This window comes from Bradyrhizobium australiense (assembly GCF_013114825.1).
Taxonomy (GTDB): Bacteria; Pseudomonadota; Alphaproteobacteria; order Rhizobiales; family Xanthobacteraceae; genus Bradyrhizobium; species Bradyrhizobium australiense.
Window position 1 is genome coordinate 415,979 of the sequence record NZ_JAAVLX010000007.1, and the last position, 22,917, is coordinate 438,895.

The 22,917-nt window shown below is 62.9% G+C and carries 24 protein-coding genes and 1 pseudogene; 15 read left to right on the forward strand and 10 right to left on the reverse strand.

The annotated features are described in order from the left end of the window. Nucleotides 1–65: 65 nt before the first annotated feature. From HCN58_RS22580 to HCN58_RS22600, 5 genes are all read right to left on the reverse strand, one after another. Nucleotides 66–461 (reverse strand): thioesterase family protein, encoded by a 396-nt coding sequence (locus tag HCN58_RS22580; RefSeq protein WP_171581579.1) that lies wholly within the window; start codon nucleotides 459–461, stop codon nucleotides 66–68. Between the two features lie 152 nt (nucleotides 462–613). Next, nucleotides 614–820 carry a tautomerase family protein gene (locus HCN58_RS22585; protein ID WP_171581580.1) on the reverse strand — a complete coding sequence of 69 codons (207 nt, stop codon included), beginning with the start codon at nucleotides 818–820 and terminating at the stop codon, nucleotides 614–616. 116 nt (nucleotides 821–936) lie between these two features. Continuing rightward, a complete protein-coding gene (gene hisS, locus HCN58_RS22590; protein ID WP_171581848.1) occupies nucleotides 937–2,481 on the reverse strand; it encodes a histidine--tRNA ligase in 1,545 nt (514 codons plus the stop codon). Between the two features lie 198 nt (nucleotides 2,482–2,679). Further along, the gene (locus tag HCN58_RS22595) at nucleotides 2,680–3,570 is read right to left on the reverse strand and encodes a branched-chain amino acid aminotransferase (RefSeq protein ID WP_171581581.1); all 891 of its coding nucleotides are present in this window, start codon (nucleotides 3,568–3,570) and stop codon (nucleotides 2,680–2,682) included. 126 nt (nucleotides 3,571–3,696) lie between these two features. Beyond that, complete coding sequence (locus HCN58_RS22600; RefSeq protein ID WP_171581582.1) at nucleotides 3,697–4,773, reverse strand: branched-chain amino acid aminotransferase; 1,077 nt, start codon at nucleotides 4,771–4,773, stop codon at nucleotides 3,697–3,699. A gap of 343 nt (nucleotides 4,774–5,116) precedes the next feature. Between HCN58_RS22600 and HCN58_RS22605 the strand changes: the two genes are divergently transcribed. Genes HCN58_RS22605 through HCN58_RS22615 form a run of 3 tightly spaced genes read left to right on the forward strand, consistent with a single transcriptional unit; the run spans nucleotide 5,117 to nucleotide 7,796 of the window. Continuing rightward, complete coding sequence (locus tag HCN58_RS22605; protein ID WP_171581583.1) at nucleotides 5,117–5,665, forward strand: MarR family winged helix-turn-helix transcriptional regulator; 549 nt, start codon at nucleotides 5,117–5,119, stop codon at nucleotides 5,663–5,665. Next, a complete protein-coding gene (locus HCN58_RS22610; RefSeq protein ID WP_171581584.1) occupies nucleotides 5,662–6,402 on the forward strand; it encodes a response regulator in 741 nt (246 codons plus the stop codon). Before HCN58_RS22605 ends, HCN58_RS22610 begins: the two co-directional genes overlap by 4 nt. Before the next feature lie 8 nt (nucleotides 6,403–6,410). Next, nucleotides 6,411–7,796 carry an ATP-binding protein gene (locus HCN58_RS22615; RefSeq protein WP_171581585.1) on the forward strand — a complete coding sequence of 462 codons (1,386 nt, stop codon included), beginning with the start codon at nucleotides 6,411–6,413 and terminating at the stop codon, nucleotides 7,794–7,796. 148 nt (nucleotides 7,797–7,944) lie between these two features. Here the strand turns inward: HCN58_RS22615 and HCN58_RS22620 are convergent, their stop codons facing one another. Beyond that, complete coding sequence (locus HCN58_RS22620) at nucleotides 7,945–8,478, reverse strand: DUF3617 domain-containing protein (protein WP_171581586.1); 534 nt, start codon at nucleotides 8,476–8,478, stop codon at nucleotides 7,945–7,947. 106 nt (nucleotides 8,479–8,584) lie between these two features. Further along, complete coding sequence (locus HCN58_RS22625) at nucleotides 8,585–8,890, reverse strand: hypothetical protein (protein WP_171581587.1); 306 nt, start codon at nucleotides 8,888–8,890, stop codon at nucleotides 8,585–8,587. A 165-nt stretch (nucleotides 8,891–9,055) separates the two neighbouring features. Here HCN58_RS22625 and HCN58_RS22630 point away from each other — a divergent pair, with 165 nt between their 5' ends. The 4 genes from HCN58_RS22630 (at nucleotide 9,056) to HCN58_RS22645 (ending at nucleotide 11,903) form a co-directional block, all read left to right on the forward strand. Continuing rightward, nucleotides 9,056–9,517, forward strand: coding sequence for a hypothetical protein (locus HCN58_RS22630; protein ID WP_171581588.1), 462 nt, complete (start codon nucleotides 9,056–9,058; stop codon nucleotides 9,515–9,517). A gap of 120 nt (nucleotides 9,518–9,637) precedes the next feature. Beyond that, nucleotides 9,638–10,318 (forward strand): ribonuclease T2 family protein, encoded by a 681-nt coding sequence (locus HCN58_RS22635; protein WP_171581589.1) that lies wholly within the window; start codon nucleotides 9,638–9,640, stop codon nucleotides 10,316–10,318. Nucleotides 10,319–10,561: 243 nt separating this feature from the next. Further along, a complete protein-coding gene (locus HCN58_RS22640) occupies nucleotides 10,562–11,422 on the forward strand; it encodes a 23S rRNA (adenine(2030)-N(6))-methyltransferase RlmJ (RefSeq protein WP_171581590.1) in 861 nt (286 codons plus the stop codon). A gap of 265 nt (nucleotides 11,423–11,687) precedes the next feature. Next, a complete protein-coding gene (locus tag HCN58_RS22645; protein ID WP_028350729.1) occupies nucleotides 11,688–11,903 on the forward strand; it encodes a cold-shock protein in 216 nt (71 codons plus the stop codon). A 60-nt stretch (nucleotides 11,904–11,963) separates the two neighbouring features. Here the strand turns inward: HCN58_RS22645 and HCN58_RS22650 are convergent, their stop codons facing one another. Further along, entirely contained in the window at nucleotides 11,964–12,800 is an 837-nt protein-coding gene (locus tag HCN58_RS22650) for a class I SAM-dependent methyltransferase (protein WP_171581591.1), read from the reverse strand. Nucleotides 12,801–12,902: 102 nt separating this feature from the next. Then, a pseudogene (locus HCN58_RS22655) lies at nucleotides 12,903–13,522 on the reverse strand (outer membrane protein). 223 nt (nucleotides 13,523–13,745) lie between these two features. On the opposite strand from HCN58_RS22655, the gene uvrC reads away from it, so the two are divergent. From uvrC to HCN58_RS22695, 8 genes are all read left to right on the forward strand, one after another. Then, nucleotides 13,746–15,812 carry an excinuclease ABC subunit UvrC gene (uvrC, locus tag HCN58_RS22660; protein ID WP_171581592.1) on the forward strand — a complete coding sequence of 689 codons (2,067 nt, stop codon included), beginning with the start codon at nucleotides 13,746–13,748 and terminating at the stop codon, nucleotides 15,810–15,812. A gap of 110 nt (nucleotides 15,813–15,922) precedes the next feature. Beyond that, nucleotides 15,923–16,537 (forward strand): CDP-diacylglycerol--glycerol-3-phosphate 3-phosphatidyltransferase, encoded by a 615-nt coding sequence (pgsA, locus tag HCN58_RS22665; protein ID WP_171581593.1) that lies wholly within the window; start codon nucleotides 15,923–15,925, stop codon nucleotides 16,535–16,537. Then, on the forward strand, nucleotides 16,534–16,785 hold the full coding sequence (gene moaD / locus HCN58_RS22670) for a molybdopterin converting factor subunit 1 (RefSeq protein ID WP_171581594.1): 252 nt from the start codon (nucleotides 16,534–16,536) through the stop codon (nucleotides 16,783–16,785). The genes pgsA and moaD overlap by 4 nt, the downstream gene beginning before the upstream one ends. Nucleotides 16,786–16,793: 8 nt before the next feature. Beyond that, the gene (locus HCN58_RS22675; RefSeq protein ID WP_171581595.1) at nucleotides 16,794–17,261 is read left to right on the forward strand and encodes a molybdenum cofactor biosynthesis protein MoaE; all 468 of its coding nucleotides are present in this window, start codon (nucleotides 16,794–16,796) and stop codon (nucleotides 17,259–17,261) included. Further along, nucleotides 17,261–18,223 (forward strand): 50S ribosomal protein L3 N(5)-glutamine methyltransferase, encoded by a 963-nt coding sequence (gene prmB, locus HCN58_RS22680; protein ID WP_171581596.1) that lies wholly within the window; start codon nucleotides 17,261–17,263, stop codon nucleotides 18,221–18,223. The genes HCN58_RS22675 and prmB overlap by 1 nt, the downstream gene beginning before the upstream one ends. Nucleotides 18,224–18,328: 105 nt before the next feature. Next, a complete protein-coding gene (gene aptA, locus HCN58_RS22685; protein WP_171581597.1) occupies nucleotides 18,329–19,675 on the forward strand; it encodes an omega-aminotransferase AptA in 1,347 nt (448 codons plus the stop codon). A 307-nt stretch (nucleotides 19,676–19,982) separates the two neighbouring features. Next, nucleotides 19,983–21,434 carry an EAL domain-containing protein gene (locus HCN58_RS22690; protein WP_171581598.1) on the forward strand — a complete coding sequence of 484 codons (1,452 nt, stop codon included), beginning with the start codon at nucleotides 19,983–19,985 and terminating at the stop codon, nucleotides 21,432–21,434. Nucleotides 21,435–21,449: 15 nt separating this feature from the next. Next, on the forward strand, nucleotides 21,450–22,304 hold the full coding sequence (locus HCN58_RS22695) for a TIGR01459 family HAD-type hydrolase (protein ID WP_171581599.1): 855 nt from the start codon (nucleotides 21,450–21,452) through the stop codon (nucleotides 22,302–22,304). A gap of 151 nt (nucleotides 22,305–22,455) precedes the next feature. Here HCN58_RS22695 and HCN58_RS22700 read toward each other — a convergent pair whose 3' ends face one another. Next, nucleotides 22,456–22,851, reverse strand: a complete 396-nt coding sequence (locus HCN58_RS22700) for a response regulator (RefSeq protein ID WP_057835874.1) — start codon at nucleotides 22,849–22,851, stop codon at nucleotides 22,456–22,458. Nucleotides 22,852–22,917 lie beyond the last annotated feature (66 nt).

Below are 22,917 nucleotides of genomic sequence, written 5' to 3' on the forward strand. Positions count from 1 at the left end.
CAACATGATAGATGGTGGGCACGGCGCAAGCGCGCCTTTGCCCACCTACGGTTCGGCGCGTTCAGCTACTTCCCTGCAAGTCTTTTGGTGAACGTCTCCGCATTGACGAGGCCACGGGCGTGGCGGCCGTCGCCGATCTTTCGTTCACCCTCGAAGGCTTCGACCTCGAAGCGGATCACGCGGCGCTCGACGGCCGCGACCTTTCCCGTGACGCGCACCGTCGCGCCGACCAGCGAGGCGCCGAGATGGCGGATATCGACCTCGGTGCCGACCGTGATCCAGCCCGGCTGAAGATGGCTGCGGATGGCATCGCTTGACGCCATCTCCATTTCGAGGATCATCATCGGTGTCGCATAGACCATCGGCATGCTTGGCACGAAATACCCGACCGTGCGCTCGGCCGGCACCACGAGGATCCGTTCCGCGCTCATGCCGATTTTGATGAAGTCGCGTGCGTCCATGGATTATTTCCGCAAAACCGGTGTCGTCCCGGCCTTGCGCCGGGACCCATAACCACACATGTCCATAGCTACGGCAAGCTGGAGCTTCAGCTTCGCTCACCAATTAACTCTGGTGGTTATGGGTCCCTGCGTTCGCAGGGACGACGGGAGAGCTACTTCTTCGCAGCCGCCGCCGCGCGCTCCACAAAAGTCTTGCCGCCCTTCATCTTGTGGGCGAGCGGCGCTTCGTTGATCTGGATCACGACCGCATCGGCATCGACGCCGAGGTTTTTGACCAGCGCTTGGGTGATGTCGCGCATCATGCCGGCCTTCTGTTCGTCGGTGCGGCCGGCGGCCATGCTCACGGTGATCTCAGGCATTGGTAGTGCTCCCTTTGTTTTTGCTTACTCGCCAAACCGTAATTGCCGGGTGACCCGGCAATCCATCATTTTGAAAAGATGGATACGCGGGTCAAGCCCGCATATGACAAAATCAACTATGCCCACCTCACGTCATGGCGCGCGAGCACCTCGCGCACCTTCGCAACGATCTCGCCTTCGGCGCAGGAAAACTGTGCCGGGCGAGTCTCGCGCCATTCCTGATTGGATGCGATGGCGGCAGCCGCCTTCGCGCCCTCGATCAGATCCTTGATCTGGATTTCACCGCGCGCTTTTTCATCCGAGCCCTGGATGATCACGCAGGGCGAGTTGCGACGGTCAGCATATTTGAGCTGATTGCCCATATTTTTTGGATTTCCGAGATAGAGCTCGGCGCGGATGTTGGCGTGACGTAACTGCGCGACCATCTTCTGGTAGTCGGCAACACGATCGCGATCGAACACGGTGACGACCACGGGCCCGAACTCCGGCCGCGTGTCGAGCTTGCCGATCATGGTCAGCGCCGCCTGCAGCCGCGACACGCCGATCGAAAATCCCGTCGCCGGCACCGGCTCGCCGCGGAAGCGCGAGACGAGACCATCGTAACGCCCGCCGCCGCCAACGGAGCCGAAGCGGACGGAACGGCCTTTTTCGTCCCTGGTTTCGAGCGTCAGTTCGACCTCGTAGACCGGGCCGGTGTAATATTCGAGGCCGCGGACGACGGACGGATCGATGACGATGCGGCTCTCATCATAACCTGCCGCTGCAATAAGCTCTTTAATCGTTGCAAGTTCTGCAACACCTTCTTTTCCTAAAGCATTGTCTTCAACGACACTTTCGAAATTCGCCAGCGTCACAGCATTCGAACCCGCTTCACTTTTTGATCCGGACGAATCGCCTTTGTAACCCGTGAAGTTGATCACGCGCGATATTCCAACGGCGTCCAGTCCCGCCCCTTTGGTAAAATCGCCTTTGCCTTCTTCGCCGCCATCCCATCTGCCGGGACCAAGCAACTTTTCGATTTCCTCGACCGGAAATTTATCGAGCTTATCAATCGCTCTCAGGACAGTGAGCCGAGTACCTGCATGCTCCCCACCATCTAATCCTATGCTCTGCATCACCCCATCGAGCACCTTGCGGTTGTTCACCTTCACCACATAGCTGCCGCGGGGAATGCCGATCGCTTCCATCGTGTCGGCCGCCATCATGCACATCTCGGCGTCCGCCGCGGGCGAGGCGGACCCCACCGTATCGGCATCGAACTGCATGAACTGGCGGAAACGGCCGGGACCCGGTTTTTCGTTGCGATAGACGTAGCCCGCGCGGTAGCTGCGATACGGTTTCGGCAGCGCGTCGAAATTTTCCGCGACATAGCGCGCCAGCGGCGCGGTCAAATCGTAGCGCAGCGAAATCCACTGTTCGTCGTCGTCCTGGAACGAGAACACACCCTCGTTCGGCCGGTCCTGGTCGGGCAGGAATTTGCCGAGCGCGTCGGTGAACTCCATCGCCGGGGTTTCCACCGGCTCAAAACCGTAGCGCTCGTAGACCTCGCGGATTTTCTCGACCATCTGGCGCGTAGCCGCAATCGCAGCCGGGCCACGATCCTCCAGCCCGCGCGGCAGCCGCGCCTTCAGTTTCTGCGGTTTTTTGGGTTTTTCAGCCATGGCGGCTAGGTACCAGCCGAGGCGCGGCAGGGCAACCCGGGCCAATGCACCCTCTCTCCCCTTGTGGGTGGCTTCGCGCAGCGAAGCCGGATGAGGGGTTCTCACCGCGAAGGCATTTCTCTCAGCTCATTCGCGGAGAGGACCCCTCATCCGGCGCTTCGCGTCACCTTCTCCCACAAGGGAAGAAGGGAAGGAGATTCACGCCGCCACGGCCGTGCCCTTGGGCTGCACTTCGGCACTGTAGTCCGCCATCAACTGCTCGGAGATCTTGCCGGGCATGAACTTCCAGTTCGCGATCTCGGAGACCGGCGTGACTTCGGCGGCGGTGCCGGTGATGAAGCACTCGGTGAAGCCATCAAGTTCTTCGGGCATGATGCGGCGCTCGATCACCTCGATGCCACGGCGCCGGGCGAGGTCGATCGCGGTGGCGCGGGTGATGCCGGCGAGGAAACAGTCGGCGATCGGCGTGTGGATCTTGCCGTCCTTGATGAAGAAAATGTTGGCGCCGGTGCATTCGGCGATGCGGCCCTGCCAGTCCAGCATCATGGCATCCGCATAGCCGGCACGCTCCGCCCTGTGCTTAGAGATGGTGCAGATCATGTAGAGACCGGACGCCTTCGCCATCGCCGGGATCGTCGCCGGATCGGGCCGCCGGTATTCGGCCATGCACATCCGGATGCCCTTCAGCTTCTCGGTCGGATCGAAATAGCTCGGCCAGTCCCACGCGGCGATGGCGAGATGGATGGTATTGGCCGGCGCCGAGACGCCCATCATCTCCGAACCGCGCCAGGCGATCGGGCGCAGATAGGCGTCCGGCAGATTGTTCTTGTCGATCACGAGCTGCTTGGCGGCGTCGATCTCGGCGACCGAATAGGAAATCTCGAAATCGAGGATATTGGCCGAGGCCTTCAGCCGCTCGGAATGCTCGGTGCTCTTGAAAACCTTGCCGCCATAGGCGCGCTCGCCCTCGAACACGCAGCTCGCATAGTGCAGGCCATGGGTGAGGATGTGGACGTTGGCATCGGCCCACGGCACCAGCCTGGCATCGTACCAGATGACGCCATCGATCTTGTCGAACGAAACTCCCATGGCTTCTCTCCCGATTTGGCGCTGTTTCAATTAGCCGCGCGTCAGCCTCGCGCGACTCGACGAGACGCGTGCTACCGAGCGCCTAAAGTGATCTATCGTTTGAGCGGCGGATTAATCCGCCGCCGGTCACAGGACCTTTCTGATCCAGTCGTGCGGATCCGCCGCGCGACCGTACTGAATATCAACGAGCTTCTTGCGCAGCCCCATGGCAACGGGCCCGGCTACGCCGCCGCTGATCTGAAAATCGCCGCTGGCGGAGCACACCTTGCCGATCGGCGAGATGACGGCCGCGGTGCCGCAGGCGAACGCCTCTTTCAGCCTTCCGCTGGCAGCATCCGCACGCCACTGCTCGATGGTGTAGGCCTCCTCGCGCACGCGGGTGCCGGAATCCTTCGCCAGCGCGATGATCGAATCGCGGGTGATGCCGGGCAGGATCGTGCCGAGCGGCGGCGTCGAGAGCGATCCGTCGTCGAACACGAAGAAGACATTCATGCCGCCGAGTTCCTCGATGTAGCGGCGCTCGACCGCATCGAGGAAAACGACCTGATCGCAGCCATGCTCCATAGCCTCGGCCTGCGCGCGCAGGCTCGCAGCATAATTGCCGCCGCACTTGACGGCCCCGGTGCCGCCAATCGCGGCGCGCGTGTAGTTCTCCGACACCCAGATCGACACCGGCGCAGGTCCGCCCTTGAAATAGGAGCCGACCGGCGAGGCGATGACGGCGAAAATGTACTCCGCTGATGGCTTCACGCCGAGGAAGATCTCGCTCGCGATCATGAAGGGCCGCAAATAGAGGCTGCCCTCGCCGCCAGGTATCCAGGCGCTGTCGATGCGCACGAGCTGTTCGACCGCTTCGATGAAGATAGACTCGGGCAGCGGCGCCATGGCCATGCGCTCGGCCGAACTGTTAAAGCGCCTTGCATTGGCGTCGGGACGGAACAGGTTCACGCCGTTGTCGCGCTTGTAGGCCTTGAGGCCTTCAAAAATCTCCTGGGCGTAGTGCAGGACGGCTGTGGCCGGATCGAGCGGAAAATTCGCGCGGGATTCGACACGCGCGTCATGCCAGCCGTTCGCCTGATTGTTGCGGACGATGGCCATGTGATCGGTGAAAATCCGGCCGAAGCCCGGGTCCACGAGCTTGGCCGCGCGCTCCCTCTCAGGGGTTGGATTCGCCGCAGGCCGGATTTCGAATTTCAAACTCATTCCCTTGCTTCCCGCTATCGGAAATCGACGCCTACCGGCGCCTGCATGCCTCTCCAGGCCTGCCGGCTCAATAGGTCTGGACTTTACAGGTCTGGACTTCACCATCATCAGCCTTGCGGCCGGTTGCCGTCGCCTTCATGTCGGTCGAGGACATGCTTTTGCGGGATGCCGAAGTCCAGTATGTTTGCCGAAATGCCGCTCGACAATCGCACGGTAGTCCATTTGCGGCCGTTGCCGCCATCGCTGGCTTTTTCCGGCTGCCCGATACGTCACTTGGTTGGAAACGACCTAAAGTTTCGTCGTGATCTGCAGTTTTGTAACATTGAACCCAAGATATGTCAACATGACTGACGTAAATTTCTCGAAGAGCCCCACAGCCCCCGATTCGCAGGGGGCCGCCGGCCCTGTGCCGCGGGCCGGCGAGATGCGCTGGGACATTATCGAGCTGCTGTTCTTCGCCTACCGCGACTTTGTCGGCGATGCCGACCAAGAGCTCGAGGCTTTCGGGTTCGGCCGCGCCCATCACCGCGTGATGCATTTCGTCTACCGCTACCCCGGCCTCAAGGTCGCCGACCTCCTGGACGTGTTGCGGATCACCAAACAGTCGCTTGGCCGGGTGCTCAAGCAGTTGCTCGACGAGGGCTACATCATCCAGAAGACCGGCAATAACGACCGCCGGCAGCGCCTTCTTTACGCCACCCCGAAGGGCGAAGCGTTGGTGGCAAAGCTCGCAGGGCTCCAGACCGATCGCATCACCCGCGCGCTTCGGGACATCAATCCCGAAGGCGCCGCGGCGATCAGCCAATTCCTGCGCGCGATGATCGATCGCGACGACCCCGACAAGGTGTTAGAGGCGATCTTCGGGATCGGCAGCAAGAAGGTAAGGGAGTGATCGTGCCGCAAGGAGCAACCATCGCTGCAGCTACCACACGCACGCCGCGGCAATTGGCCGATGACGCCCCGCATCTGCTGTTGGTCGACGACGACCGCCGTATCCGCGATCTGTTGTCGCGGTTTCTGACTGGCGAGGGTTATCGTGTCACGACCGCCTCGAGCGCGACCGACGCGCGCGCAAAACTGCTCGGCCTGCATTTCGATCTGTTGATCCTCGACGTCATGATGCCCGGCGAAACCGGGTTCGACCTGGCGCGGTTCATTCGCACCTCTTCCTCGGTGCCGATCATCATGCTGACGGCGCGCCACGAGGCGGAGGCGCGGATCGAGGGCCTGCAGATCGGCGCCGATGATTATGTTGCGAAGCCGTTCGAGCCGCGCGAACTGATCCTAAGGATCGGCAATATCCTCAAGCGCTCCGCGCCGCCGCCGGTGGAGGCGCTGGAGCAGATCGCGTTCGGCCCTTATATTTTCCATCTCGATCGTGGCGAACTGCGCCAGGGCGACGAGATCATTCACCTGACCGACCGCGAACGAGAAATGCTGCGCATCCTGGCCGCAAGTCCCGGCGAAACGGTGCCGCGCGCGGCGCTGACCGGCGGCGGCACAGTGAACGAGCGCGCAGTCGACGTGCAGATCAACCGCTTGCGGCGCAAGATCGAGCGCGATCCCGCCAATCCGCTGTTCCTGCAGGCGGCGCGCGGCATCGGCTACCGCCTGGTCGCGTCGCCCTGAGCCAGCTCATGAGCACGCTCGACACCGGCCTGACGTTCATCCGCAACGCGTCGCAACGCGTCTCCAGGGCCAATGGCTGGATGGGCAATGCGTTCAAGAGCTGGATGCCGACCGGCCTCTACGCCCGCGCACTCCTGATCATGATCGTTCCGATGGTGATCCTGCAAACGGTCGTGGCGTTCGTGTTCATGGAGCGGCACTGGAACACGGTGACGCGGCGCCTGTCGGCCGCCGTCGTGCAGGACATCGCCAGCCTGATCGATGTCTACAAATTCTATCCGCAGGATAAGGACCGCGGGCAATTGCGCCGCATCGGACAGCGGCTGCAACTGGTCGTCGATTTTCTTCCCGTCGGAGACATGCCGCAACCCGGGCCAAAACCGTTCTTCTCGCTGCTCGACCAGACGCTTTCGGTGCAGCTCGGCCGCCAGATCGGCCGTCCGTTCTGGATCGACACCGTCGGCAAATCCAATCTGGTCGAAATTCGCATCCAGCTCGACGACGCCGTGATGCGCGTGTTCGCGCAGCGCAGCGCCGCCTATGCTTCCAATTCGGAGATTTTCATCTTCTGGATGCTAGGCACCTCCTCGATCCTGCTAATCGTCGCGGTATTGTTCCTGCGCAACCAGATCAGGCCGATCCTGCGGCTGGCGGACGCTGCCGAAAGTTTTGGCAAGGGGCGCGAGGTGCCGCATTTCCGTCCGCGCGGCGCGCGGGAGGTGCGGCAGGCGGCACAGGCATTCCTGGAGATGAAGGCTCGCGTCGAACGCTCGATCGATCAGCGCACCGCGATGCTGGCCGGTGTCTCGCACGATTTGCGCACCATCCTGACCCGCTTCAAGCTCGAGCTCGCGCTGATCGGCGACAGCCCCGAAGTCGACGGCATGCGCAAGGATGTCGACGAAATGTCCGGCATGCTGGAAGCCTATCTCGCCTTCGCGCGCGGCGACAGCGGCGAGATCGCGCAGCCGACCGACATGACGATGGCGCTGGAGGATTTGCGCAGCGACGCCGAACGCCACGGCCATACCGCAACCGTGACGTTCCACGGCCTGCCGGTGGTGACGGTAAAGCCGGCCTCGTTCAAGCGCTGCATCGCCAACCTCGTGTCCAATGCGGCGCGGCACGCCAACTCGGTCGCCATCACCGGCCACCGCGATCACCGTTACCTGACGGTGACGGTCGACGACGACGGGCCGGGCATTCCGGTCAACATGCGCGAGGAAGTGTTCAAGCCGTTCCTGCGGCTCGACGATGCCCGTAACCAGGACGAAGGCGGCACGGGCCTCGGCCTCGCCATCGCCCGCGACATCGCCCGCTCGCACGGCGGCGACATCACGCTCAGCGACAGTCCGATGGGCGGCTTGCGCGCGGCAGTAAGGGTGCCGGTCTGATCCTCCCTCGCCCCGCTCTTGCGGGGTCGAGACGAGCGAAGCTCGCTCTTAGAGGTCGGGGTGAGGGGCTGCCTCGGCAAATTCAAAAAGATGAGATTGCGCGGAGAGAGCCCCTCACCCGGCGCTTTGTTAGCGAAGCGCTACTTCCCTACTTCTTCGGGATCAGCGCCTTCAGCTTTTCCATATCCTTGATGTTCATCTTCATGCCGCCGGGCATCATGATGTCGCCGGCTTTCTGATCCGCCTTGCAGGCGCCGAGCCACTTGGCCTCGATCGTCGTGCTGTTGTCGCGCGCGGCGCCGGCCAGGCCACCCTCACTATGCGAGGTCGATTTCATGGTGTAGGCCGAATTGAAGTCACCGGTGATCTCGGCATGTGACTTGATCGTCATGCCGGCGACGCCGCAGACGGAATCCGTGACATAGCCGGTTGCTGTCTTCTGGATGTCCTGCTTCGAGCAGATATCCTTGGCCACCGGCGACATTGCGGTGCTCATGTCCTTGTCGGTGGTCTCGTCGGTGCATTGCTGCATGGTCATCTCGGGCGTTGACCCGCCGCTCAGCACCTTCATCTCCCACAGGCCGGCCTTGCGCACTGGAAGCTCGACCGCGACGGCGCGACTTGCCGGCAACAGAGCAAACACACCGACGGCCGAACAAGACACAAGAAGCAGTCGTCTCATGCGTGGGCTCCCGCTGAATTCTTCCAGACATCGTCTCTTCGCGCGAATGAACACACGCTCCGCGTGGCGAAAGCATGTCCCGCCGAAAATCAGGAAGCGGCAGCGCTCAGTAAAGCGTGCGCAGCGGCCGTTCAGCGGCGCCATAGGGCACCCAGCGGCAGGCAAAGGAAACATAACCGCCGTAATTCGGCTGCACGCCGAGGAATTTCACCACCTTGCCGTAGCGGGCGCAGTGATCGACGGCGAGCTGGCGTGCATCAGCCTGCATCGCGAGCGGATAGGCGATGATGCCGCCGGTGTCATTGCCCTTGAACGGCGGCACCGTATCGATATCCCACCACTGCGCCTGCGCCGGCGCCCCCGCCAGCATCCCGCCCATGGCAATCAGGCACGCGGCCAGAATTCTTCGCATCGCAGACTCCATTTCGCTCGAAGCCCACCATAGTGCGCGCCGATGGCCGTGAAAAGAATGGTTGCGGCATTGGGCAGACTTGGCTGTCAGGTGTTGCCGCGCTGCACTTGACCTCGTCAGGGCTTCGCGGCACCGTCCCATGCGTTGACCTACTGGCGGATTCCCATGCGCAACCTGTTCACATCCTTGAGAGCACTCGGCCCGATGGCGGTGGCGCTCGCCCTGTTGGTCTCCAGCCATGCCGCCCAGGCCGCCAATCCCTTGGAATTGAATTTCTGGCTGTCAGGCCCGCGCTATGACGGCCGCGTCGCCGAATGCGAGCGGGCGCTGCCGACGATCACGTCGCAATTCCAGGAGAAGGAGGGCAAGTTCTGGAATTCGGCGCTGACAATCACCGCTTTTGGCAGGATCCACGAAACCGCGTTTCGGCCGTGGCAGTCCGACAACATTCCGCGCCGCTACTGCAGCGGCGAAGTGATGCTGAGCGACGGCAAGATGCGCACCGTGCACTACTCGATCATCGAGGATGGCGGCTTTGCCGGCTTCGGCCAGGGTGTCGAATGGTGCGTGACCGGGCTTGACCGCAACTGGGCCTACAGCCCGGGCTGCAGGGCCGCGCGGCCCTGATCTCTCGATTCTGTCAATTAAACGCCAGTCGACGGCTGGTGTTCGCGATCGTTGAATTTTGTTCTTGAAATGTTCCAGCTCCCTGCTAGGCTCCCGGTAGTGGGGTAGAGGGGGCGTTCGATGCACCGGTCCATCATTATTTCGCGGCTTCTGATTTCGCTGGCTCTTGTGGTCGTCCTGGCCGGAATGGCGTCCGCACAGGACCGCCGGCAGAATGCCCCTGGCGAGTTCGATTTTTACGTCCTGGCTCTTTCCTGGTCGCCTTCGTTCTGCGAGGCGGCCGCCGAACGCGGCAATAGCGGGCGTTCACAGGCCCAGTGCAGCCGGTCCTACTCCTTCGTGGTTCATGGCCTGTGGCCGCAATATGAGCGCGGCTTTCCCGAATATTGCCAGCGGCCGTCGCCGCGGCTCGATCGCAACATCATGACCTCGATGCTGGACCTGATGCCGGCACCTGGCCTGATCTTCAATGAATGGGACAAGCATGGCACTTGCTCCGGCCTCGGCGCGCGGGCCTATTTCGAGAGCATCCGAAAAGCGCGCGCGGCGGTAAAGATTCCCGAGGAATTCCTGCAATTGTCGGAAGAGAAGACAATCGCCCCGGGCGATCTCGAAGAAGCCTTCATCAAGATCAACCCGGGCTTGAGCAGTTCGGCGATTTCGGTGACCTGCTCGAGCCGCCGCCTCAGCGAGGTGCGGGTCTGCCTGAGCAAGGACATGCAATTCCGCGCCTGCGAGGAAATTGACCGCCGCGCCTGCCGGCGTGACGAAGTGGTGATGCCGCCGGTGCGGGGCGGCTGAAGACCATCTTGCCGTCATGCCAGGGCATGGCGGCCCTTCTTGCGCAGACTGCTCGAAGTTGTCTGCGTTCCCGGTCATCCACGGCTTTATCGTCATCTGCAAGACGCGTGGATGGCCGGGATCTATCTGCGCCAATGCACCTTTGCCGTTTCGCCCCGATCCTGAGGCATTTGCGAGCAGGACAAGCCCGGTCCTGACGAGTAGAAGACGGTTTCATCTTCTCCAATTGGTCGGCCGACTACCATGAACTACCGACACGCCTTTCACGCCGGCGGCTTTGCCGATGTCATCAAGCACATCGTGCTGGTGCGCATGCTGACCTATCTGCAGGAAAAGCAGGCCCCGTTTCGCGTCATCGACACGCATGCCGGCGCCGGACGCTACGATCTCACGGCTGAGGAGGCGCGCCGCGGCGGCGAATGGCTGACCGGGATCGCGCGGGTGATGCAGGCACGATTTTCGGAAGAAGCACTGCCGCTGGTAGCCCCGTATCTCGATATCGTCAGGGCATTCAACGCCCCGGGCAAGCTGGAGGCCTATCCCGGATCGCCCCTGATCGCCCGCGCGCTGCTGCGGCCACAGGACCGCCTCACGGCCTGTGAAATCGAGCCCGGCGCCCGCAGGCAACTGATCGATGCGCTGCGCCGCGACAGCCAGGCGCGGGTGGTCGATCTCGACGGCTGGACGGCATTGCCGGCCTTCGTGCCCCCCAATGAGCGGCGCGGTCTGGTGCTGATCGATCCCGCGTTCGAGCAACAGGACGAATTCGAGCGGCTGGCCAACGGATTCGCCGAAGCCTACGCCAAATGGCCGACCGGCAGCTATCTGATCTGGTATCCCGTGAAGAGCCGGCGCGCTACCGACACCCTGGCGCGCCTTGTCGCGGGCGCAGCCGCTGCTGCCAGGCCTGCCGGGAAATGCCTCCGGCTCGAATTCAGCGTTGCGCCGCAGGCGCCGGGTGGCCCCCTCGCCTCCGCCGGCCTCCTGATCGTCAATCCAGCGTGGACGCTGGCGGGCGAGTTGAAGACAATTCTACCCGAGCTCGAAAAACCGCTCGGCCAGGGCGGGGCTGGCCGGTTCAAGCTGGAGACACCCAAGTCCTAAGAAGGCCGGTCACAGCCGGTGAAAAGTGCGAATCGCCGTAGTCAATTTACGCGAAACCGTATTATGCTCAGTCCGTTGGGACTGGCTTTACGTTCCGCTTCCGCGAATGGTTGCGGCGGAGTGATCAAGGCCGAATAAAAAATCCGGGCTGTCGGCGGCGTGAACCCGATCGGCTCAGGTGGCCAAGCTTCCGGCAGCGAATGTCCGGTCGGCCGAAACGCGAGGTGCGCGTAGCGGCGGAGCAATACGGGGGAGGAGTTTCCCGATGGCCATGACTGGAACAGTCAAGTTCTTCAATGGAGAACGCGGCTACGGCTTCATCAAGCCCGATGATGGCGGCCGCGATGTGTTCGTGCACATCACCGCTGTCGAGCGGGCCGGATTGAAGGATTTGACTGAAGGACAGCGCATTACGTTCGAGGTCGAACCGGACAAGAAGGGCAAAGGCCCCAAGGCGGTCAACCTGGTGATTTCTTCGTGAGCTGACGCTCGCGTTTGAATACGGATTGCCTGCGATGCTCGACTGGTGCGGCATCGCCGCTCAAAGCGTTGATGCGTGCATGATATGGCCGCCGCGCGGGGCCGATTGTTCGGCATCCGGAAAGAAACGGTCTGCCAGTTCGGCTGGGCCAATATCTCGAATCTGCCGAAACCCTGTTGCGCGCATTCTTTCACATAGCGGCGCGGTGTCGAAATAGCTCTGGATCCGCTCGCCGATCGCCGCCACGCGCTCGGCCAGCGCCTGGTGCGCGGCGCGTCCGGCGGGCGCGATCGAAGCCGCCGGGTTGACATAGTCGAACACCACCTCGGCTCCGCCTTGCAGTTGCGCAAGATAGCCGAGCGTCGAGAAGATTGCCGGCTCGGTCAGATAAGGCACGACGCCAAGCCAGCTGAAAAGGCTGCGCTTATCGGCATCGAAGCCTGCAGCTTCGAGCTTTTCCGGCAGCCTCTCACGCTCGAAATCCACCGCGACGTAAGCCAGAGATTCCGGCACCATAATCGCTGCAGTGGCCAGCATTTTGCGCTTGCTTGCCTGCGTGGCCGGATGGTCGACCTCGAAAATGCGCAAACGATGCGCCAGCGGCGTCCGGTAGGCCAGCGTATCGAGCCCGGCACCAAGCACTACGAGCTGCGTCGCTCCGGCCTCCACCGCTGTATTCAGGGCATCCTCCGCAATCCGCGACCGTGCCGCTATGAACCATCGTAGGCGCGACCCGGATGCATGGGCCCGCGCATGATCGAGCGATATTTCAATATCGTCTCCAAGAATGCGCAATGCGAGCGGATCGACCAGGATCGAGGCGTTATCCAGCACCTGATGCGCCGCACGTAAGCGGGCAGCACCCAACGCGGTCAGACTTGGCTGTCCCGTCTGCATGACCTGTTTTATCGCAGATTTGAACCAGGCGCCCAGCTGACGATAAAAAAATCCCGGCGACTTGCTGCCGCCGGGAGGTGATAGCCAACGGTTTCTTTGTTCTCAGAAGCGCCAGTTCACGCCGGCCCGTATCAAGCCGAACCGGTAACCGTTCGACGCGCCTGTGATGACGAAGTTGCTGTTGGCCAGATCGACATAAAGATATTCGATCTTGGCGCTCCAGTTCGGGGCAAGGCCCACCTCGGCACCGGCGCCCAGCGTCCAGCCTGCATTGGTATGGGATTCCGTCAGGCCGAAGGTGGTTGCGCGCAGCTCGCCGAAGGCAAGACCGCCGGTGCCGAAGAACAAGATGTTGTTGAGCGCATAGCCGGCGCGGCCTCGAACCGTGCCGAACCAGGGATTGGAAAATTTCCAAGGCGCGAATGTTTCTTCGGCGCCGGTCGCCTGGATGTCTCCTTCGAGGCCGAACACCCACGGTCCGTTCTGCCAATTGTAGCCGGCCTGGATGCCGCCGACGAAACCGGACGGCTTGGTCGGATTGTTTGCGACCATCCCCAGGCATAGCCGAGATTGCCGCCGAGATAGGGGCCGGCCCAGCTGTAGGCGTTGAGCGGCTGGTTGACGGTATATGGTGCGCGCGATCCGTAGAGGTCGGCCGCCCGTGCCGAGGTGGTCCAGCCTGCAGCGATCAGCGCCAGCGCGCCCAACACCACCTTGCTCATTACGCAACTCCACGCATACCGCGCCCCGGCCGGTCGAAGAGGCCGGGCTGGTTACGGAACTCCACTTTTTTCGCTAAGATTTATCGAGAGTTTTAAGTTAAAGGGCTGTTAAGCCGCGTTACCGCCCGCTCGTCATTCTTAAGAATGCGTTACCGGCGCCCCTCCTCGGCGAGCGGCGCCGCGAGCGCTGGCGATGCCGTCTTGCAGCGCTTAATTTAGGCCCATGGATCACGATTCTACCGACCATCCGAAGCCCCCACGCAAGGCGCGGCGCGGTTCCCAGCCGGATTTGCAGCCACAGGACCTGATCGCCGCCGACGTCGATCCCGCGACATCAGCCGCGGAGGAGGACGACGAGGCACGCCTGCCGGAAGCGCCCGAGGAACCCAATGATGCGATTGCCGCGGGCCCGCTGGCGGTCGGCCACGCGGCCATCGAAAACGCGGTGCGGCTGGCGCCGACCTCCCCCGGCGTCTACCGCATGCTCAATGCCACAAGCGACGTGCTCTACGTCGGCAAGGCGAAAAACGTCCGTAAGCGGCTTGCTTCCTACGCCCGCGTCAACGCGCCCTTGCCTGCGCGCATCCTGCGGATGATCGCGGCGACCGTGACAGTCGAGATCGTCTCCACCACGACCGAGACCGAAGCGCTGCTCTTGGAAGCCAACCTGATCAAGCAGTTGCGGCCGCGCTTCAACGTGCAACTGCGCGATGACAAGTCGTTTCCCTACATCCTGATCACCGGCGACCACTGGGCGCCGCAGATCCTCAAGCATCGCGGCGCGCAAACCAGGCCCGGACGATATTTCGGACCGTTCGCATCCGCAGGCGCCGTCAACCGCACCATCACGGCGCTGCAGCGCGCGTTCCTGATCCGCTCCTGCACCGACGGCTTCTTCGAGAGCCGCACGCGACCCTGCTTGCTGTATCAGATCCGTCGCTGTTCAGGTCCCTGCACCCGCGAGATCGACTTTCCCGGCTATTCCGAACTGGTGCGTGAAGCGACCGCATTCCTGTCAGGCCGCAGCCATGCGGTGAAGGAGCTGCTCGCCGCGGAGATGGAGAAGGCATCTAACGAGCTCGAATTCGAGACCGCGGCGCTCTATCGCGATCGTCTCGCGGCGCTGTCGGCGATCCAGTCGCAACAGGGCATCAATCCGCGCACCGTGGAAGAGGCCGATGTGTTCGCCATCCATCAGGAAGGCGGCTATTCCTGCGTCGAAGTGTTCTTCTTCCGCACCGGCCAAAACTGGGGCAACCGCGCCTATTTTCCGCGCGCGGAGAAGTCGTTCACGCCGGAGGAAGTCTTGGCCTCCTTCCTCGCGCAATTCTACGACGACAAGCCGCCACCGAAACTCATCCTGCTGTCGCACGACATCGAGGAATGCCAATTGCTGGCCGACGCCCTTTGCGTGAAGGCTGGCTACAAAGTCGAAATCTCGGTGCCGAAGCGCGGCGAGAAAAAGGAATTGGTCACGCACGCACTGACCAATGCGCGCGAGGCGCTTGGCCGCAAGCTCGCCGATACCGCGACGCAGAGCCGGCTGCTGGAATCGATGGCGGCCACGCTCGGGCTGCCGGAGGCGCCGAAGCGTATTGAGGTCTACGACAACAGCCACATCCAGGGCACCAACGCCGTCGGCGCGATGATCGTGGCGGGACCGGATGGCTTCATCAAAAACCAGTACCGCAAGTTCAACATCAAGTCAGAGGGACTGACGCCGGGCGACGACTACGCGATGATGCGTGAGGTACTGGAACGACGGTTCAAGCGGCTGTTGAAGCCGCCGGAAGCCGACGCGGCCAAAGCCAAGGCTGACGATGATTCGTTTCCGCAATGGCCCGACCTCGTCATCATCGATGGCGGCCGCGGGCAGCTCAACGCGGTCAGGGAAATTTTCCAGGGTCTGGGGCTTACCCAGGTCTCCCTGATGGCCGTGGCAAAAGGCCCGGACCGCGATGCCGGGCGCGAGACCCTGTTCATGCCGGACCGCGAGGCCATCAAGCTCGAGCCACGCGATCCCGTGCTGTATTTCATCCAGCGGCTGCGCGATGAGGCGCATCGCTTCGTGATCGGCTCGCACCGCAAGCTGCGGAAAAAAGACATCAGGGAAGCCGGCTTACAGGAAATCCCGGGCATCGGCCCGTCACGCAAACGTGCCTTGCTGCATCACTTCGGAACGCTGAAGGAGATCGAGCGGGCTTCGATCGCGGACCTCGGCAAGGTTCCGGGCGTTAGCGCCGAAAGCGCCCGAAAGATCTTCGAGTTTTTCCATGCCCAGCCGGGTTAAGGGGACTTCGAGCCGGAAGGCATGTCATTTGGTCCTTTGGGCGTCGCCTGCGACAGATGATCTATGTCCGCACGGTTGACCTTCACGCTCCAGCGGTATTGGTAAGACGGATGAACATCGCGACAACCAGGGGGCAGGCCAAGACCCTGTCCATTCCGAATATCCTGACCTACGCGCGCATAGCCGCCATTCCGGTGGTGGTGGGCTGCGTGTTTGCCCAGTCGATCCTGGACGGCCCGCTGTGGCTGCGCTGGGTAGCGCTGGCGGTCTTCATCGCCGCCGCCGTGACAGATTACCTCGACGGTTACTATGCGCGAATTTGGGATCAGCAGTCCGCCTTTGGCCGGATGCTCGACCCGATCGCCGACAAGCTTCTGGTGGCGTCCTGCCTCTTGATGCTGGCAGCCGATAGCAGCATCCATGGCTGGACCCTGTGGGCCGCCATCGTGATCCTGTGCCGCGAGATCCTGGTCTCGGGCTTAAGGGAATATCTCGCGGCGTTGCGGGTCAGCGTGCCGGTGACCAAGCTGGCAAAATGGAAGACCACGATCCAACTGGTCGCGATCGGCTTCCTGATCGCCGGTGAAGCCGGCGAGCAGCTCCTGCCTGCGACCACTCTTATCGGCATCATCTTATTGTGGATGTCGGCGCTCTTCACGATCTACACCGGCTGGGATTATTTCCGCGCCGGCATTCATCACCTCATCAAGGAGGATGAGGGATGAAGGTCAAATATTTCGCCTGGGTGCGTGAGCGGGTCGGCGTGGCGGAAGAAGCCGTCGAGCCGCCAGCCGACGTGCGCACCGTGAGCGATCTGATCGGCTGGCTCTCCAGCCGCGGCGAGACTTACGCCCATGCCTTCGAAAAGCCGAAAGTGATCCGCGCCGCGATCGACCACGCCCATGTCAAGCAAGATGCCGTGATCGCTGGCGCGCGCGAGATTGCGTTCTTCCCGCCGATGACCGGCGGCTGAGCTTTCAGATGTCCGTCACCGCGACCATTCGCATCCAGGAAGCGGATTTCGACGCTGCGCAGGAGATCGCGGCGCTCACCAGAGGGCGGACCGATATCGGCGCCGTCGTCACCTTCAGCGGCATTTGCCGCGGGAGCGAGAATGGCGAACCGATCGCCGCCCTGACGCTTGAGCATTATCCCGGCATGGCCGAGGCCGAGATCGGGCGCCATGCCGACGAGGCGCTGTCGCGCTGGCCCTTGCAAGGCCTCACCATCATTCACCGGTTCGGCCGCATTGCGCCGGGCGAGAACATCGTGCTGGTGGTGACGGCGTCGCCGCACCGGCAGGCAGCCTTTGAAGCGGCGGAATTCCTGATGGACTATCTGAAGACCAACGCGCCGTTCTGGAAGCGCGAGGAAAGCCAAAAAGGCACGAGCTGGATCGAGGCGCGCGACCATGACGACGCCGCCGCCGCACGCTGGACCAAGTCCTGATGGCCAAGCGCACAAAACCGGCGAAGCGCAGCGCTGGCTCATCGAAATTTCCCAAGGTCGGCGCGGGCGAATTGCTGACACTGCTCGATTTCGTCCGCTATGCCGTCAGCCGCTTCGTCGAGGCTGAACTGGTATTTGCCCACGGCACCACCGATCCGCTTGCCGAAGCCGCCTTCCTGGTCTGTGAGGCGCTGCATCTGCACCCCGACCAGTTCGAGGCGTTCGCCACCGCGCGCGTTACGACGGCCGAAGGCAAGAAGATCCTCGATCTGATCGCGCGCCGCGTCACGACGCGAAAACCCACGGCCTACCTCGTCAACAAGATCTACATGCGCGGCCTGCCGTTCTATGTCGACGAGCGCACTATCGTGCCGCGCTCGTTCATCGGCGAATTGCTGGAGCAGCATTTCGGCGGTGACGGCGACGAGGAGGCCGGCTCGCTGATCTCGGATCCGGGGTTGGTCGAAAGCGTGCTCGACCTCTGCACCGGCTCAGGCTGCCTTGCCATCCTGGCCAGCCGGAATTTTCCGAATGCCGAAATCGACGCGGTGGATATTTCAAAGGATGCGCTCGAGGTCGCCGCGCGCAATGTCCGGGATTACGCCCTGGAGGATCGCCTCACGCTGTACCGCGGCGATCTGTTCAAGCCGCTGGGCGGCAAGCGCTACGACCTCATCATTTCCAATCCGCCCTATGTGGACGCACAGGGCATGGCCGACCTGCCGCGCGAATGCCGCGTCGAGCCGAAGCTCGCTTTCGACGGCGGCTTCGATGGACTCGACGTTGTCCGGCGCATCCTCGACGAGGCGGCCGGGCACCTGACGCCGCAGGGTGGCCTATTATGCGAAATCGGCCGCTGCCGACCGCAACTGGAAGCTGCCTATCCGCAACTGCCGCTGCTCTGGCTCGACACCGAGGATTCCGAGGGCGAAGTATTCTGGGTCGCCGCCTCTGATCTCTGAACAGCCCGATTGCGCGGAAATATCACTGCGTGTTGGCGTTCCCGTGTCGCGGCGAAACTGATACCTTGGGACAAACGCGACGCCCCAACCGAAAGGAGGCCACCCATGCTGGACAAGAGCCCCCGCCCCACCCCCGTCAACGTACCGAATGATCTCGCCGCGCACTGGATGCCGTTCACCGCGAACCGGGCGTTCAAGAAGAACCCGCGGTTGCTCGCCGGCGCGAAAGACATGCATTACTTCACCGTCGACGGCCGCAAGATCATCGACGCCGCCTCGGGCATGTGGTGCACCAATGCCGGACACGGTCGCACCGAGATTTCGTCGGCGATCGCCAAGCAGGCCGAGGCGCTGGACTATGCGCCGCCGTTCCAGTTCGGCATCCCGCAGGCGTTCGAACTTGCGAGCCGCATCGCCGAGCTGGCGCCCGACGGGCTCGACCACGTGTTCTTCTGCAATTCCGGCTCGGAAGCGGCCGACACCGCGCTTAAGATTGCGCTGGCCTATCACCAGATCAACGGCCAGGGCAGCCGCATCCGCCTGATCGGACGCGAGCGCGGCTATCATGGCGTCGGTTTCGGCGGCACCTCTGTCGGCGGCATCGTCGGCAACCGAAAGCTGTTCGGCTCGCTGCTGACCGGCGTCGATCATCTGCCGGCGACCTATGACCGCGAGAAGCAGGCCTTCAGCAAGGGCGAACCGGAATATGGCGCGCATTTCGCCGACGAGCTGGAGCGTCTCGTCAACCTGCACGGCGCCAACACCATCGCCGCAGTGATGGTCGAGCCGATGGCCGGATCGACCGGCGTGCTGCCGGCGCCGAAGGGCTATCTCAACCGGCTGCGCGAGATCACCCAGAAGCACGGCATCCTCTTGATCTTCGACGAAGTCATCACCGGCTACGGCCGGCTTGGCTTCGCCTTTGCCGCCGAACGCTATGGCGTCACGCCCGACATGCTGACCTTTGCCAAGGGCGTCACCAATGGCGCGGCGCCGATGGGCGGTGTGGTGGTGCGCGACACTATCCACGACGCCTTCATGAACGGCCCGGAACATGCCGTGGAACTGACCCATGGCTACACCTATTCGGCGCATCCGCTGGCCTGCGCCGCGGCTCTTGCCACCCTCGACATCTACCGCGACGAGAAGCTGTTCGAGCGTGCGCGTGAGCTCGAGCCTAAATTCGCCGACGCGGTAATGTCGCTGCGCAACGAGCCGGGCGTCGTGGATATCCGCACCGTCGGCCTGACGGCCGGCATCGATCTGGCGCCGGTCGCCGACGCGCCGGGCAAGCGAGGTTTTGCCGGGCTCAACAGCGCCTTTCACGACAACGACCTGATGATCCGGGTAGCCGGCGATACGCTGGCGCTGACCCCGCCCCTGATCGTCACCGAAGACCAGATCGGCGAGATCATGAATAAGGTCGCCAAGGTGATCCGCGCGACGGCGTAGGCCGTTCTTACTTACCTCGTCCCGCTTGCGGAAAGAGGTCGGATTGCATCGCAGATGCAATCCGGGTGAGGGGTACCGGCCCCTCCACATTCACGCTCGCGGTGAGGGCCCTCGCCCCCGCCCTCTCCCCGCAAGAGCGGGGCGAGCGAGTAGACACAGTTCCGACCGGTGTCCAAAGAACACTGCTCTGCGAATCAACATTGGTGCTAAGGTTGCGGCGCTGGGGAAAGTGCAAGTCAGACGATGCCTGGAACTTCCGTGTTTTCCCAGGGGAGCACAGTTTGGACCTGAAGGCGTAGCGCGCGACATGATTCGCATTTCGACGATTTTCATCGCCATCTGCATGGTACTGGTTGCCGCCTCCCTCGGCCTCGTCCTGCATGCGGTGGCGGGCTTCAACGGCACCGAATCCGCGATCGTGGCGCTTACCGCGCTGACCTTCCTGATCCTCTATAACGCCGTGTCGATGCGGCTGCGCGACCGCTCCGACGTCGGCGGCCAGATCGCCGATCTTTCCCGCGGCACCGCTGACCTCGCCCGCCAGGTCGCGGAATTCGGGCGACGGCTCGCTGCCGTCGAGGGCCGGGTGGTATCGGCGAATACTGCAAGCTCCGATCGCATCCAGGCGGTGGTCGGCGAGATCAATGAGCTCGGCGACCTCGTCAAGCAACTGGCCGTCTCGGTGGCGAGCCACGAGGATATGTTGGCCTCGGCGGCCCCTGCCCCGGCGGGCCGGCCGGATCCCGAACCGCAGAACGAACAGGCGGTCGCGGCGGAACAAGCGGTGCCCGCCGCCAAGCGCGCGGCGGCGGCTGCCGCAAAGCCGGCTGCAATTGCCGCGGAAGCCGCTGCGCCCTCGCGCAACCAGCCGCAACTGCTTGCCGCGGTAAAGAATGCCGTCGAGGAAAACCGGCTCGACATCTACCTGCAGCCGATGGTGACGCTGCCGCAGCGCAAGGTGCGCTTCTACGAGGCGGTGACGCGGCTGCGCGACGACAAGGATCAGATTCTCGCCGCTGAGGATTTCATCGCCACTGCCGAAGCCGGCGGGCTGATCGGCAAGATCGATCACATGGTGATGCTGCGCTGTGTCCAGGTGCTGCGCCGCCTGATGGTGCGCAACAAGGACGTCGGCGTGTTCTGCAACGTCTCGGCGGCGACGCTCGGCAATCCCGCCAATTTCGCGCAATGCCTGGATTTCCTCGAGGCCAATCGGGCGCTGGCGCCATCCTTCGTGCTCGAATTCAAGCAGGCGATGTTCCGTCACCTCCGCCCGACTGAAGTCGAGAATCTCGCCGCGCTGTCGCAGCGTGGGTACCGCTTCTCGATCGATCATGTCACCGACTTGCGGATTGAGCCGCGCGACCTCGCCGATCGCGGCGTCCGTTTCATTAAGGTGCCGGCGGCATTGCTGCTCGATCCCAAGCAGAGCTCGATCTCGGACATCCACCCTTCCGACCTTTCCGACCTGCTCGGCCGTTTCGGCATCGACCTGATCGCCGAGAAGATCGAGGGCGAGCGCGCGGTTGTGGACCTGCTCGACTACGACGTGCGGTTTGGCCAGGGTTTTTTGTTTGCGCCGCCGCGGCCGTTGCGGCCCGAGGGAGCATCTGCTACCGGCGGGGCAACAGCGAACAAGGAATCCGGCAGCCCCAATGGCTCCAGCAACACCATTCCCATGGCCAGCCAAACCGCAGAGCCTCCGATGCGCGCGACCGGCAATGCCGCACTGGCGCGCCGCGCCGCGGGACCGGGCTAACAGGCTTCCGAAATCATGACCTCATTGCGCTTCGTCGAGCGGCTGGGGGACCTCGTGGACGGCGTGGAGGTAATTCTCTCAGATATCTGGGGCGTGGTGCATAACGGGCTCGAGGCCTTCCCCGCAGCCTGCAAGGCGCTGCATACCTATCGTCAGCGCGGCGGCATCGTCATCCTGATCACCAACGCACCGCGGCCCGCGGATTCCGTGCAGCGGCAATTGCGCAAGCTCGGCGTCGCCGACGAAACCTACGATGCCATCGTCTCTTCCGGCGACCTGACCCGGCACTTCGTCGCCGATCACCCCGGCAAGAAGATATTCTGGGTCGGCCCGGAACGTGATTCTTCGATCCACCGCGGGCTCGATGCCGTGCTAGGGCCGCTGGAGCAGGCCGACTACATCATTTGCACCGGTCTGTTCGACGACGAAACCGAATCGGCGGAAGACTATCGCGCGATGCTGCTGCAGGCGCGCGAGCGCAAGCTGCCGCTGGTCTGCGCCAACCCCGATATCGTGGTCGAGCGCGGCGACCGGCTGATTTATTGCGCGGGCGCCATTGCCGAACTCTATCGTGAGCTCGGCGGCGAGGTGGTCTTCTACGGCAAGCCGCACCGCCCGATCTATGAGCGCGCGATGGTGCTCGCCGCCGAGCGCCGCGGTCGGCCGACATCGCTCGACCGCGTGCTGGCGATCGGAGATTCAGTGCGCACCGACCTCACGGGCGCCCTGGGCTTCGGGATCGATTGCCTGTTCGTGACCCGCGGCATCCATTCCGAGGAATTCGAGGGCATAGACCAACTCGACCCGGCCTCTGTGAAAGAGCTGTTTGGCCACCCACCCCGCGCACTGATGCGGGAGCTGCGCTGGTAGGGGTGCGTTCCCCGGACGCAGCGCAGCACGCAGTGGTGCGCTGCCTGAGCCGAGGTCCATTCTGTGGGAACAGTAGGTGTGTGGAAGCAGTAGCTCCTGGCTCTGCGGCGCATCGCCAGAGAGCGCCGCACCGCGTCCGGGACACGAAACCTTAGGCCGTCGCCATATCCGGGAAGACCGCCTCGATCTTGGTCTTCAGCGTCGCCGCGTTGAACGGCTTGACGATGTAATTGTTCACACCGGCCTTTTTGGCGGCGATCACGTTCTCGGTTTTGGATTCCGCCGTGATCATGATGAAAGGCGTGGTGGCGAGGTTGGGGTCGGCACGGACTTCTTTGAGCAGGTCGTAACCGGTCATCGGCTCCATGTTCCAGTCCGAAATCACGAGTCCGTATTTCTTGCCGCGCATCTTGTTAAGCGCCGCCGAGCCGTCGCTGGCATCGTCGATGTTGTCGAAGCCGAGCTGCTTCAGAAGATTTCGGATGATGCGGATCATGGTGCTGTAGTCGTCAACCACCAGAACCGGCATGGACAAATCAACCGCCATCTTTTCCCCCACTCAACGCGCCACAAAATATCGACAGGCCTGCGCGGCCCGCAGTCCTCCCCCCAC

What these genes read in the sequence shown, in the direction of transcription:
- HCN58_RS22635 (WP_171581589.1), top strand. Translation starts at nt 9,638, where the DNA reads ATGCACCGGTCCATCATTATTTCGCGGCTTCTGATTTCGCTGGCTCTT.
- aptA (WP_171581597.1), top strand. Translation starts at nt 18,329, where the DNA reads ATGCTGGACAAGAGCCCCCGCCCCACCCCCGTCAACGTACCGAATGAT.
- moaD (WP_171581594.1), top strand. Translation starts at nt 16,534, where the DNA reads ATGAAGGTCAAATATTTCGCCTGGGTGCGTGAGCGGGTCGGCGTGGCG.
- uvrC (WP_171581592.1), top strand. Translation starts at nt 13,746, where the DNA reads ATGGATCACGATTCTACCGACCATCCGAAGCCCCCACGCAAGGCGCGG.
- HCN58_RS22690 (WP_171581598.1), top strand. Translation starts at nt 19,983, where the DNA reads ATGATTCGCATTTCGACGATTTTCATCGCCATCTGCATGGTACTGGTT.
- HCN58_RS22695 (WP_171581599.1), top strand. Translation starts at nt 21,450, where the DNA reads ATGACCTCATTGCGCTTCGTCGAGCGGCTGGGGGACCTCGTGGACGGC.
- hisS (WP_171581848.1), bottom strand. Translation starts at nt 2,481, where the DNA reads ATGGCTGAAAAACCCAAAAAACCGCAGAAACTGAAGGCGCGGCTGCCG.
- prmB (WP_171581596.1), top strand. Translation starts at nt 17,261, where the DNA reads ATGGCCAAGCGCACAAAACCGGCGAAGCGCAGCGCTGGCTCATCGAAA.
- HCN58_RS22645 (WP_028350729.1), top strand. Translation starts at nt 11,688, where the DNA reads ATGGCCATGACTGGAACAGTCAAGTTCTTCAATGGAGAACGCGGCTAC.
- HCN58_RS22605 (WP_171581583.1), top strand. Translation starts at nt 5,117, where the DNA reads ATGACTGACGTAAATTTCTCGAAGAGCCCCACAGCCCCCGATTCGCAG.
- HCN58_RS22630 (WP_171581588.1), top strand. Translation starts at nt 9,056, where the DNA reads ATGCGCAACCTGTTCACATCCTTGAGAGCACTCGGCCCGATGGCGGTG.
- HCN58_RS22700 (WP_057835874.1), bottom strand. Translation starts at nt 22,851, where the DNA reads ATGGCGGTTGATTTGTCCATGCCGGTTCTGGTGGTTGACGACTACAGC.
- HCN58_RS22600 (WP_171581582.1), bottom strand. Translation starts at nt 4,773, where the DNA reads ATGAGTTTGAAATTCGAAATCCGGCCTGCGGCGAATCCAACCCCTGAG.
- HCN58_RS22580 (WP_171581579.1), bottom strand. Translation starts at nt 461, where the DNA reads ATGGACGCACGCGACTTCATCAAAATCGGCATGAGCGCGGAACGGATC.
- HCN58_RS22620 (WP_171581586.1), bottom strand. Translation starts at nt 8,478, where the DNA reads ATGAGACGACTGCTTCTTGTGTCTTGTTCGGCCGTCGGTGTGTTTGCT.
- HCN58_RS22640 (WP_171581590.1), top strand. Translation starts at nt 10,562, where the DNA reads ATGAACTACCGACACGCCTTTCACGCCGGCGGCTTTGCCGATGTCATC.
- HCN58_RS22585 (WP_171581580.1), bottom strand. Translation starts at nt 820, where the DNA reads ATGCCTGAGATCACCGTGAGCATGGCCGCCGGCCGCACCGACGAACAG.
- HCN58_RS22675 (WP_171581595.1), top strand. Translation starts at nt 16,794, where the DNA reads ATGTCCGTCACCGCGACCATTCGCATCCAGGAAGCGGATTTCGACGCT.
- HCN58_RS22625 (WP_171581587.1), bottom strand. Translation starts at nt 8,890, where the DNA reads ATGCGAAGAATTCTGGCCGCGTGCCTGATTGCCATGGGCGGGATGCTG.
- HCN58_RS22650 (WP_171581591.1), bottom strand. Translation starts at nt 12,800, where the DNA reads ATGCAGACGGGACAGCCAAGTCTGACCGCGTTGGGTGCTGCCCGCTTA.
- HCN58_RS22595 (WP_171581581.1), bottom strand. Translation starts at nt 3,570, where the DNA reads ATGGGAGTTTCGTTCGACAAGATCGATGGCGTCATCTGGTACGATGCC.
- HCN58_RS22615 (WP_171581585.1), top strand. Translation starts at nt 6,411, where the DNA reads ATGAGCACGCTCGACACCGGCCTGACGTTCATCCGCAACGCGTCGCAA.
- pgsA (WP_171581593.1), top strand. Translation starts at nt 15,923, where the DNA reads ATGAACATCGCGACAACCAGGGGGCAGGCCAAGACCCTGTCCATTCCG.